This window comes from Bradyrhizobium sp. Ai1a-2, assembly GCF_000426245.1.
Lineage (GTDB): Bacteria > Pseudomonadota > Alphaproteobacteria > Rhizobiales > Xanthobacteraceae > Bradyrhizobium.
This window is the reverse complement of the sequence record NZ_AUEZ01000073.1, coordinates 30,257-41,095: the sequence shown is the minus strand read 5'-3', so window position 1 is coordinate 41,095 and position 10,839 is coordinate 30,257. Positions and strand designations below refer to the sequence as shown.

Here is a 10,839-nt window from a genome sequence, read left to right as displayed (position 1 = left end):
CATCTGGCCCTCCACGTGCCAAATATTGAATCTCTTCAATTACTTGATTCTCAGCCCCAAAAGACCGCGACCGCTTGACTCAGTAGTGCTAACCCGCCCTACGCGCTACGGCGCTACGGCGGCCTGTCTAACGTAACGCACGGTCGGGGTGCGCATGGTCACGAGTTCTTCGGCGGCGGTCGGATGCAGTGCGAAGGTCGCGTCGAAATCGGCCTTGGTTGCTTTCATCTTCACCGCGATCGCGACCGCCTGGATGGTCTCGGCGGCGCAATCGCCGACGATGTGACAGCCGAGCACGCGGTCGCTGACGCCGTCGACCACGAGCTTCATCAGCACGCGGGTGTCGCGGCCTGACATGGTCGCCTTGATCGGCCGGAAGCTGGTCTTGTAGATGTCGACGTGGCTGAACTGCGCGCGCGCCTCGGCTTCGGTCAGACCGACCATGCCGACCTCCGGCTGCGAGAACACCGCCGTCGGAATGTTGCTGTGATCGACCTGGACCGGGCGCTTGCCGAACACGGTGTCGGCAAAGGCGTGGCCCTCGCGGATCGCGACCGGCGTCAGGTTGTGGCGATGGGTGACGTCGCCGATTGCGTAGATGTTCGACACCGAGCTTTTCGACCAGGCATCGACCGCGATGCCGCCATTGTTCGGGTTGATGGCGACGCCCGCCTTTTCCAGGCCGAGATTGGCGACGTTCGGATGCCGGCCGATCGCGAACATCACCTTCTCGGAGGCGAGGCTCGAGCCGTTCGACAGATGCGTGGTGAATTCCTTGCCGTGACGGTCGACCTTGGTGACGGTGCAGCCGGTCAGGATGGTGATGCCGCGCTTCTCCATCTCGGAGCGGACGTGCTCCCGGACATCCTCGTCGAAGCCGCGCAGGATATTGTCGCCACGGTAGATCACCGTGACGTCGGAACCGAAGCCGGCGAAGATGCCGGCGAATTCCAGCGCGATGTAGCCGCCACCCTGGATCACGATGCGCCGCGGCAATTCGGCGAGATGAAACGCCTCGTTGGAGGAGATCACGTGCTCGATGCCGGGAATCTCGGGCCCGTGATTGGGCGCGCCGCCGGTTGCGATCAATACATAGTTGGCCTTCACCGTCTCGCCGGTCGCAAGACGCAGCGTGTGCGCGTCCTCGAAGACGGCCCGGGTCTTGGCGATGTGCGCGCCGGATTTCTCGACATTGGTGGTATAGGCCGCTTCCAGCCGCGCGATCTCCTTGTCCTTGTTGGCGACGAGCGTCGGCCAGTCGAACGAGACTTGCGGGATGGTCCAGCCGAAGCCGGCGGCGTCCTCGATCTCCTGATGGACGTGCGAGCCGATCACAAACAGTTTTTTCGGCACGCAGCCGCGGATCACGCAGGTACCGCCCATCCGGTACTCTTCGGCGACCATGACCTTGGCGCCATGGCCGGCGGCGATGCGCGCGGCGCGAACCCCGCCGGAACCGCCCCCGATGACGAACAGATCGACGTCGTAATCAGCCATGGCGCCTGTGTCCTAAAGCTTTCTTGAGCATGATCTCCGCGCAAACGCTTCGCGTTTGTCGCGAGGGAAAACCGGCATCCACTTTTCCGGATCGTGCTCTTGAGAATCAGATCTCCTTGCCGCGCTTGCGCATTTCGGCCCGGAACTGGGCGTTCACAATCTCGGAGAACTGCTGCGCCCACTGGTTCATATAGGACATCGAGAACTGGATTGCCCGGGGCTCGCTGGCGAGCAGCTTCTGGCCCAGCGGCGACTTGTAGAAGGTGACGAGGTCCTTCAGTTCCTGCTCGGTAAATTCGTTGGCATAGACCTTGGCCATGCCGTCGCCGATCTCCTGCTCGCGGCCGGCCAGGTTCTTGGCGACGATGGTGGCGACCTCGTTGAGGTCCTTCTGATAGTTGAGGTTCGACTGCAGCAGGCTTTCCTTGGTCTGCAGCACGATGTTGGGAACGGCGTTGGCGTACATCGCGCTCGCGTTCTTCATCTTGAGGATTTCCTTGGCGGCCGCGATCGCCGCGGGCGAGCCTTCCTTCAGCGAAGGCGCCGCCGCAGGAGCCGGCGCCTTCTGCTGCGCGCTCACCGATACGGCGGTCAGGGCCACGCCCAACGCAAGGCCGGCGGCCGACAAAATCCGTACAAAGCTCGTCATTCCAATTCTCCCCGAATTTACGGCGTCAGCGCCGTTCAACAACGCGAATTCCCTGCGCACCCGCCAGCACCACCATGCCGGCGAGGCCAATGAACAACCCATGCTCGACAACCCCCGGGATCACGCTCAGCAGCCCGGCCAGGCGCGGCGCGTCCGCTATCCGTCCAAGGTGGGCGTCGATAATCCAGTGGCCGCCATCGGTGACAAAAACGTGGCCGTCTTTGGCCGTCCGCAGCACCATCTGTCCGGCAACGCCGGCCTCCGCAAAGGCTTTGGCGATCGCCGCCTTGGTCGCCGCGAGCCCGAACGGGATCACCTCGACCGGCAGCGGGAAACGGCCGAGCGCATCGACCCATTTGCTGTCGTCGGCGATCACGATCATGCGATCGGATGCGGCCGCCACGATCTTCTCGCGGAGCAGCGCGCCGCCGCCGCCCTTGATCAGGTTGAGCGCGGGATCGACCTCATCGGCGCCGTCGATGGTGAGATCGAGGTGATCGATCTCGTCCAGCGTGGTGAGCGCAATGCCGCAGGCTTCCGCCTGCGCGCGGGTCGCCTCTGAGGTCGGCACGCCCACGACCTTCATGCCGGCCCGCACCTTCTCGCCGAGCAGGTCGACAAAATGCTTGGCCGTGGAGCCGGTGCCGAGCCCGAGCTTCATGCCGTCGCGCACCTCTTCCAGGGCACGCGCCGCGGCCTGTCGTTTCAATCCGTCCATGTCCACGTGCGACGATTTCCCAGGACTTGTTCTAGAGACTTGTTCTCGAAGCTTGTTCGCGGGACTAGTTCTTTGAGGCTTGGGAGCGGCCCCATCCCCGCTCCGGCGGGCGCATATCTAGCCCCCTTTTGCGCGCAGGGACAGCGCCAATAGCGCCTTGGGCGGCGGCGGACCGCAGTTTTAATATTCGATCAGAATCGGCCGCCAGCGCACTGTTTTTCCACGCTTTCTTCCAGCTACGCGATGCTTCGTCCTCAACCGAAAGATTAATTGGAGACCTCGTCCATCGCGGCCAGGATCGCGGCAAACCGCGCCTCGACCTGGGCCCGCATGCCGGGATGGGTGAAGATATAGAGGCGATCCTCCCGGATGGCGGCAAGGACGCGTGCGGCAACATCGGCTGGGTCGATGCCAGCCTCCAATTGCCGCGCGATCTCGGCGACCATGGCAGCCACCGGGCTGTCCGGATCGAGCGCCGGCGTCGGACCGTAGCGCGGAGGCCGGTTGCGTCCGCTCTCGCCGATACGGGTCCGCACGAAGCTCGGGCACAGCACGCTGACGCCAATACCAAATGGCTTGAGCCGCAAAGCCAGTCCCTCGGATATGCTCACAGCGGCGAATTTGGTCGCCGAGTAAGGGCTGAAACCGAGGTCGGCGTTCATCCCCGCCATCGAGGCCGTGTTGACGATGTGTCCGCCCTCGCCGTGCTTGCGCATGTGCGGCAGGAAGCTTGCGATGCCGTGCACCACGCCCAGCAGGTTGACATCGATCACCCAGCGCCAGCTCTCGAGCGAGATGGCGTCGATGCCGCCGCCGGCGGCGACGCCGGCATTGTTGCAGAGAATGTGGACGTTGCCGAAGGCATCGAACGCGGCGCCGGCGGCGTCCTCGACGCTTGCGGGATCGGCAACATCGCAGATCGTGCCCCTCACGCTCGGCCCGAACTGAGCCAGGCTCTTGACGGCGCGTTCCAGCGCCTCCGCCTCGATGTCGGCGAGCATCACCTTCATGCCCGCCTCCGCGAACGCGCGGCCGAGCGCAAGGCCGATGCCGCTGGCGCCGCCCGTGACAAAGGCTGTTCTGCCGGCAAGTTCACGCATGGAGCGCCTCCCTCAGAATCATGATCCGATTGGACGCAATCCGATCATGATCTCATCTTTTTATTTGAGCATGATGTCCGCGCAAACGCGTCGCGTTTGTCGCGAGGGGAATCCAGTTTCCACTTTTCCGGATCATGCTCTATGCGCAGCGAAGTCCGCCCTCTTCTCTTGCATGACGGCGCCGGAAACGATAGCCAAGAGACGATGAGTCCTCCCGGCATTGTCGTTTTCGATCTCGACGGTACCCTCGTCGATACCGCGCCCGACCTGATCAGCGCGCTCAATCACGTGCTGAGCCGCGAGGGCTTGGCCCCAGTGCCGCTGCCGTCGGCGCGGACCATGATCGGCGCCGGCGCCCGCAGATTGATCGAACGCGCGCTTGAGGTCGAAGGCCGCCACGTCAGCACCGACGACGTCAGCCGGCTGACCACGGATTTCATCGACTATTACGCCGCCCATATCGCCAACGAATCGCGCCCGTTCGAAGGGCTGGAAACCGCGCTGGACGAGCTTGCCACGCAGGGGTTCCGCTTCGCGGTCTGCACCAACAAACTCGAGTTCCTGTCAAGGCTCCTGCTCGATCAGCTCGGCCTGAGCGGGCGGTTTGCCGCGATCTGCGGCGCTGACACCTTCGGGGTCTCGAAACCGGATCCGGCGATCCTCCGGCAAACGGTGGCGCGGGCTGGGGGACAGTTGTCCTCCGCGGTCATGGTCGGCGATGCCGGAACGGATGTCGGGGTCGCCCGACGCGCGGGTATCCCGGTGATCGGGGTCGAATTCGGCTATACCGACGTACCTATCGCCGAACTGAAGCCGGACCGGCTGATCGGCCATATGCGCGAGCTGCCGGCGGCTGTCGATAGCCTCGCCAGGGCTGTGAATATCTCCTAACCTACTGAGCTAACGTTGCTTTTCTGCAACGCACCGCATCCTTATTAACCATCGTCGGGCGAATCCGCCCTGCGCCGTTGCGCCGCACTGCCCACCCTCATATGGTCCGGCCGGGGATTGTGGCTCTCAGCCACAGTTAGGTGGATCAATATGCGTCGTGTCATCGCGATTGCCGTCGCCGGGGCAAGCCTGGCGGGGTGTTCGTCTTTTTCTTGGGATTCGTTCAAGTCGGCGCCTGCGCCGGTCCAGGTTCAGCTCGAATCGGCGCCTCCGGGCGCTGATGCGGTGACCTCGGTCGGACCGGGCTGCAAAACGCCCTGCACCGTCTCGGTAGCGGCGCCCGACAGCGGTTTCTCCGTCACTTTCAACCTGCCGAAGTATGAGCCGGCCACGGTTCCGGTCACGGTGGTCCGCAACCCCGGCGACCTCACAACGCCCGCCTCGACCGTGCTCGACCCCAATCCCGTGGTTGCGGAACTAAAGCCCGCGGCTCCGCCGCCGAGGGCGCGCAAGCCACGGCCGAAGCGGCCCAAGCCGGCCACTGCTGCTGCAGCAGCAGCACCACCCGCGGCCGAACCTGCTGCAGCCAATGGCTCGGCCTTCCCCGATCCGAACGCGCCAGTGCAGCGCTAGAGCAATTCGGTTCTGATTGAATCAGAACCGAAGCTCTAGATTCCTTGTTTTGACGCGTTTTCCTCACGCGAACCGGTGTCCACTTCGCTCGAAAACGCTTTAAATTGCATGTTCGCACTGCACTGTTTGACGGAACGCATTGTCGGACGGTAGCAAGCTGCCTAGATTGTGTTAGCGGAGCGTCACGTCCTTTCGTCCGGCTCCGCCGAGCAAGGCGTTTGCAAGGCGTGTGAATGAGCGCGATTTCGCTTCCCTCCTCCGAATCCCTGTTCCGTCCGATGACCGATCCGTTCGGCCGGACGATCCGCTATCTGCGCGTCTCGGTCACCGATCGCTGCGATCTGCGCTGCTTCTACTGCATGTCGGAAGACATGACCTTCCTGCCGAAGGCCGATCTCCTGACGCTGGAAGAGCTCGACCGGCTGTGCTCGGCCTTCATCGCCAAGGGCGTCCGCAAGCTCCGCCTCACCGGCGGCGAGCCGCTGGTGCGCCGCAACGTGATGACGCTGTTGCGCTCGCTGTCGCGGCATCTTGGCAGCGGCGCGCTCGATGAACTGACGCTGACCACCAACGGCTCGCAGCTGGCGCGCTTCGCCTCCGAACTCGCCGATTGCGGCGTGCGCCGCATCAACGTCTCGCTCGATACGCTCGATGCCGACAAGTTCCGCGCGATCACGCGCTGGGGCGATATCGACAAGGTCCTGGCCGGCATCGAGGCAGCGCGCGCCGCAGGGCTTGCGGTCAAGATCAACGCGGTGGCGCTCAAGAACATGAACGAGGACGAGATCCCCTCGCTGATGGAGTGGGCGCACGGCAAGGGCATGGGGCTGACCTTGATCGAGGTCATGCCGATGGGCGACATCGGCGCCGGCCGCATCGATCAGTATGTACCGCTGTCGCTTCTCCGCGCCCGGCTGGAAAAGCAGTTCACGCTGACCGATCTCGACGAGAGCACCGGCGGTCCTGCCCGCTATGTCCGCGTCAGTGAGACCGGCGGCAAGCTCGGCTTCATCACGCCGATGACTCACAACTTCTGCGAGTCATGCAACCGCGTGCGCATCACCTGCACCGGCACGCTGCACACCTGCCTGGGCCACGAGGATGCCTCCGATTTGCGCAAACCGCTGCGCGCTTCGGCAGACAACGAGCTGTTGTCGGCCACGATCGACCGCGCCATCGGATTGAAGCCGAAGGGGCACGATTTCATCATCGACCGCCGCCACAACCGCCCGAGCGTCAGCCGGCACATGAGCGTCACCGGCGGCTGACGGCCGCGCGCCTCCACCCCGGCAGCCTTCGCGAAAGCGCCTGATTGGACCGGGATTCACCAAGCCCATACAGCGGCTTGTCCCCGCGTCAATATGCCCATTTTCCGATTGACGTTATCAATCCGCGCTGAAATGGTGCGGCAGCTTTCACGCCAGCCCGGCCGGACAGGCCGCTGCCCTACCCGGTGCAGCCAAGACGGCAGAAGCACACAACGGGGAGGACTGGCATTGCAATCGCTCGTAGAGGTGAGCCGTAGCACCACGCGCGTTGGCGCGGTGGCGTAGCGATGCTCGTTGATACAATCGGCGCGCGTTTGGCGTGGCCGCGGAGACTATAATGCGCCCTTTGCTGGGATTGAGTACAGCCATTGACCGGCTCAATGAGAAGATCGGCTATATCTGCAACCTCTTGGTTTTGATTGCTTGTCTCGTCAGCGCCGGCAATGCGATGATCCGCTACGCCTTTTCCTATAGCTCGAACGGCTGGCTTGAAGCGCAGTGGTACATGTTCGCCGTCCTTGTGATGTTCGGCGCGTCCTACACCTTCAAGCGCAATGAACATGTCCGGGTCGAGATCTTCTATCTCATGCTGTCCGAGCGCGGCCAGCTCTGGCTCGACCTGATCGGCACGCTGTTCTTCCTGATCCCGGCCTGTCTGCTGCTCGCTTATCTGTCCTGGCCGTTCTTCTATCAGTCCTATGCGGTCGGCGAGATCTCAAGCAACGCCGGCGGCCTGATCCGCTGGCCGATCAAGTTCGTCATTCCATCCGGTTTCGTGATGCTGGCGTTGCAAGGCGTCTCGGAGGTGATCAAGCGCATCGCGGCGCTGCAGGGCTATGTGACGATCGACGCAAAGTACGAGAGGCCGACCCAATGATTACGCTGGAGATGATGCCGCCACTGATGTTCGGTGGCATGATCATTGCCATGCTGATCGGCTATCCCGTGGCGTTCACGCTGGCCGCAGTCGGGCTTTCGTTCGGATTCCTCTCGATCTATCTCGGCTTCTTCGACCTCAACTTCCTGCAGGCGATCCCCGGCCGCATCTTCGGCAGCGTGCTCTCCAACGAGCTCCTGCTCGCGATCCCCTTCTTCACCTTCATGGGCGCGATACTGGAACGGTGCGGGCTTGCCGAGGACATGCTGGATTCGATGGGCCAGTTGTTCGGCCCGATCCGCGGCGGGCTCGGCTATTCCGTCATCATCGTCGGCTTCATCCTGGGCGCGATCACCGGCACGGTCGCGGCGCAGGTGATCGCGATGGCGCTGATCTCGATGCCGGTGATGATCCGCTACGGCTACAACATACGCTACATCACCGGCGTGCTCGCGGCCTCCGGCACCATCACGCAACTGGTGCCGCCATCGCTGGTCCTGATCGTGCTCGCCGACCAGCTCGGCAAATCGGTCGGCGACATGTATCTCGGCGCCTGGGGACCATCGATCTTCCAGATCATCCTGTTCGCCGGCTACACCTTCGTGCTTGGTATCTTCAAACCGAGTCACGTGCCGGCGGTGCCGTTGGAAGCGCGCACGCTGACCGGCTGGGCGCTGTGGAAGAAATGCCTGCTCGGCATCATCCCCTCCGCGGTGCTGATCTTTGTCGTGCTCGGCACCATGATGATGGGCCTTGCGACGCCGACCGAAGCCGGCGCCATGGGCGCGGTCGGCGCCATCGTGCTCGCCGCGATCCACCACAAGGATTTCAGCTCGACCGGCCACAAGGTGATGATCGCCGGCGTCATTGCCGCAGGCATCGGCACCATCGTCGCGATCCTCTACAGCGAGAACCTGGTCTTCAAGATCATGTTCGCCATCACCTATCTTGCAGTGGTCTGGATCTGCCTCGAGGCGGTGCGCATTCCCGATCTGCGCGACCTGATCAAGCAGGGCTACGAGACGACCATGCGTATCACCTGCATGGTCACCTTCATCCTGATCGGCTCGACCTGCTTCTCGGTCGTGTTCCTCGGCGTCTCCGGCGGCGTCTGGCTCGAGCACCATCTGACCTCGCTGCCCGGCGGCGTCTGGGGCTTCCTGATCTTCATCAACCTCTTCATCTTCTTCCTGGCCTTCTTCCTCGACTTCTTCGAAATCGCCTTCATCATCCTACCGATGATCGCACCGGTCGCGCAGAAGATCCTGGCGCCGGTCGTCGGCCCCGACGCGGCGCTGATCTGGTTCGGCGTCATGCTCTGCGTGAACATGCAGACCTCGTTCCTGCACCCGCCGTTCGGCTTCGCATTGTTCTATCTGCGCGGCGTGGCGCCGAAGGAAGTGAAGAGTTCCGACATCTATTGGGGCGCACTGCCCTGGATCGGCTTGCAGCTCATCATGGTGGCGCTGGTGATCGCCTTCCCGGTGGTCGTAACTGGCCTGCTCGACAAGCCGCTCGACGTCGACCTGGACAAGGTGAAGATCGAGGTGCCGCAGATCGAGTTGCCGCCGCTCGATTTCGGTCAGCCCAAAAACTAATCTGACGAACTAATCTGACGCACTAATCTGACGCACTGATCCGGCCGTGCCCTCCTCCGGGAGGGCACGGGGGCAAATAGCCGCAGCGAAGCTGCTGGACGGCTGCCGAGCGGGATCGTTATGGGCGGGCGAGATCACGATCCGATTGGATGAAATCGGATCATGATCTCATCTATTTGTTTGAGCATGATCTTTTCGGAAAACGGGTGCCCACTTTTCCGGATCATGCTCTAGGCGGGGATCAGGTCTTGTTAGCCGCAATCGTCGCGATCTTCATCATCGCCTACGCGGCGATCGCGCTGGAACACCCGATCGGAATCAACAAATCCGCCTCGGCGTTGCTGGGCGCGGGACTGCTCTGGACGGTGTACGCGGTAGCAAGCGGCGACCCGGCGCTGATCGATAGGCAGCTCAACGACTCCGTCTCCGCGACCGCCCAGATCGTCTTCTTCCTGCTCGGCGCCATGACGATCGTCGAGGTGATCGATGCCCATAACGGCTTCGAAGTCATCACTTCGCTGATCCGCACCAGGAAGCAAGTCAGCCTGATGTGGCTGGTCGGCTTCGTGACCTTTTTCCTGAGCGCGATCCTGGACAATCTGACGACCACGATCGTGATGATATCGCTGATGCGCAAGCTGCTCGACGATGCCAACGACCGCTTGTTCTTCGCCGCCCTGATCGTGATCGCGGCCAACGCGGGCGGAGCCTGGTCGCCGATCGGCGACGTGACGACGACGATGCTGTGGATCGGAGGACAGATCACGCCGCTCGCGATCATCAAGGGGGTGTTCCTCGCCTCGCTGATCAACCTGATCGTTCCCCTCCTGGTCGTAGGCTATTCGTTGAGGGGCAAGGAGATCCCAGCGCTCGGCGAGGTGGAGCGTGAGACGCCCGAGACCAGCATCTTCGAGCGCAACGCGATGTTCTACCTGGGCCTCGGCATCCTGATCGCGGTGCCCGCCTTCAAGACCGCAACCCACCTGCCCCCGTTCATGGGAATTCTTTTCGGATTGGGCCTGCTCTGGATGGTTGGCGAACTGATCCATCGACACAAGGAGGAAGATGAAAAGCAGCATCTCACCCTGCTCCACGCGCTGACCCGGATCGACATGGGCTCGATCGTGTTTTTCGTCGGGATACTGCTGGCAGTCGCGGCGCTCGAGCACACGCGGGTTCTGGAGATGCTGGCCAACTGGCTCGCGGCGAAGATCGGGCGCGAAGACATGATCGTCATCGCGCTCGGACTGGTCAGCGCCGTCGTCGACAACGTGCCGCTGGTGGCGGCGACCATGGGCATGTACAGCCTGGCCCAGTATCCGCCTGATAGCTTCCTGTGGGAGTTCGTCGCCTATTGCGCCGGTACCGGCGGATCAATCCTGATCATCGGCTCGGCGGCAGGCGTCGCCGCGATGGGCATGGAGAAGATCCAGTTCTTCTGGTACGTCCGGCGCATCACCGGCCTTGCCTTGCTCGGCTATCTCGCCGGCGCCGCCGTCTACATCATCCAGTACAGCCTGCTGCACTGACCCGGTGGTCCGGGTGCCGCGAAGCGCAACCCCGAGACATCTGCATCGACATCTACGTCCCGTCCCGGGTTACGCTAAC

At 62.9% G+C, this 10,839-nt stretch carries 10 protein-coding genes; 6 read left to right on the top strand and 4 right to left on the bottom strand.

Translation table 11 applies throughout. The annotated features are described in order from the left end of the window. Nucleotides 1-105 precede the first annotated feature (105 nt). From gor to K288_RS0133570, 4 genes are all read right to left on the bottom strand, one after another. Entirely contained in the window at nucleotides 106-1,497 is a 1,392-nt protein-coding gene (gene gor, locus K288_RS0133585) for a glutathione-disulfide reductase (RefSeq protein ID WP_027583494.1), read from the bottom strand. A gap of 106 nt (nucleotides 1,498-1,603) precedes the next feature. After that, the gene (locus tag K288_RS0133580) at nucleotides 1,604-2,146 is read right to left on the bottom strand and encodes a DUF2059 domain-containing protein (RefSeq protein ID WP_027583493.1); all 543 of its coding nucleotides are present in this window, start codon (nucleotides 2,144-2,146) and stop codon (nucleotides 1,604-1,606) included. A gap of 25 nt (nucleotides 2,147-2,171) precedes the next feature. Next, nucleotides 2,172-2,864 (bottom strand): ribose-5-phosphate isomerase RpiA, encoded by a 693-nt coding sequence (gene rpiA, locus K288_RS0133575; protein ID WP_027583492.1) that lies wholly within the window; start codon nucleotides 2,862-2,864, stop codon nucleotides 2,172-2,174. 266 nt (nucleotides 2,865-3,130) lie between these two features. Next, nucleotides 3,131-3,964 carry an SDR family NAD(P)-dependent oxidoreductase gene (locus K288_RS0133570; RefSeq protein ID WP_027583491.1) on the bottom strand — a complete coding sequence of 278 codons (834 nt, stop codon included), beginning with the start codon at nucleotides 3,962-3,964 and terminating at the stop codon, nucleotides 3,131-3,133. A gap of 204 nt (nucleotides 3,965-4,168) precedes the next feature. Here K288_RS0133570 and gph point away from each other — a divergent pair, with 204 nt between their 5' ends. From gph to nhaD, 6 genes are all read left to right on the top strand, one after another. Continuing rightward, the gene (gene gph / locus K288_RS0133565) at nucleotides 4,169-4,855 is read left to right on the top strand and encodes a phosphoglycolate phosphatase (protein WP_027583490.1); all 687 of its coding nucleotides are present in this window, start codon (nucleotides 4,169-4,171) and stop codon (nucleotides 4,853-4,855) included. A 150-nt stretch (nucleotides 4,856-5,005) separates the two neighbouring features. Then, nucleotides 5,006-5,488, top strand: coding sequence for a hypothetical protein (locus K288_RS0133560; RefSeq protein WP_043161399.1), 483 nt, complete (start codon nucleotides 5,006-5,008; stop codon nucleotides 5,486-5,488). Between the two features lie 233 nt (nucleotides 5,489-5,721). Then, a complete protein-coding gene (moaA, locus tag K288_RS0133555; RefSeq protein ID WP_027583488.1) occupies nucleotides 5,722-6,756 on the top strand; it encodes a GTP 3',8-cyclase MoaA in 1,035 nt (344 codons plus the stop codon). A 337-nt stretch (nucleotides 6,757-7,093) separates the two neighbouring features. Continuing rightward, nucleotides 7,094-7,633, top strand: a complete 540-nt coding sequence (locus K288_RS0133550) for a TRAP transporter small permease subunit (RefSeq protein ID WP_027583487.1) — start codon at nucleotides 7,094-7,096, stop codon at nucleotides 7,631-7,633. Continuing rightward, complete coding sequence (locus K288_RS0133545) at nucleotides 7,630-9,231, top strand: TRAP transporter large permease subunit (RefSeq protein ID WP_027583486.1); 1,602 nt, start codon at nucleotides 7,630-7,632, stop codon at nucleotides 9,229-9,231. Before K288_RS0133550 ends, K288_RS0133545 begins: the two co-directional genes overlap by 4 nt. Nucleotides 9,232-9,479: 248 nt before the next feature. Next, a complete protein-coding gene (gene nhaD / locus K288_RS0133540) occupies nucleotides 9,480-10,760 on the top strand; it encodes a sodium:proton antiporter NhaD (protein ID WP_027583485.1) in 1,281 nt (426 codons plus the stop codon). Nucleotides 10,761-10,839: the final 79 nt, after the last annotated feature.

Excerpts from the sequence above, each read along its gene's own strand:
- rpiA (WP_027583492.1), bottom strand. The coding sequence starts at position 2,864 with ATGGACGGATTGAAACGACAGGCCGCGGCGCGTGCCCTGGAAGAGGTG.
- gor (WP_027583494.1), bottom strand. The coding sequence starts at position 1,497 with ATGGCTGATTACGACGTCGATCTGTTCGTCATCGGGGGCGGTTCCGGC.
- K288_RS0133580 (WP_027583493.1), bottom strand. The coding sequence starts at position 2,146 with ATGACGAGCTTTGTACGGATTTTGTCGGCCGCCGGCCTTGCGTTGGGC.
- gph (WP_027583490.1), top strand. The coding sequence starts at position 4,169 with ATGAGTCCTCCCGGCATTGTCGTTTTCGATCTCGACGGTACCCTCGTC.
- K288_RS0133570 (WP_027583491.1), bottom strand. The coding sequence starts at position 3,964 with ATGCGTGAACTTGCCGGCAGAACAGCCTTTGTCACGGGCGGCGCCAGC.
- K288_RS0133550 (WP_027583487.1), top strand. The coding sequence starts at position 7,094 with ATGCGCCCTTTGCTGGGATTGAGTACAGCCATTGACCGGCTCAATGAG.
- K288_RS0133545 (WP_027583486.1), top strand. The coding sequence starts at position 7,630 with ATGATTACGCTGGAGATGATGCCGCCACTGATGTTCGGTGGCATGATC.
- moaA (WP_027583488.1), top strand. The coding sequence starts at position 5,722 with ATGAGCGCGATTTCGCTTCCCTCCTCCGAATCCCTGTTCCGTCCGATG.
- K288_RS0133560 (WP_043161399.1), top strand. The coding sequence starts at position 5,006 with ATGCGTCGTGTCATCGCGATTGCCGTCGCCGGGGCAAGCCTGGCGGGG.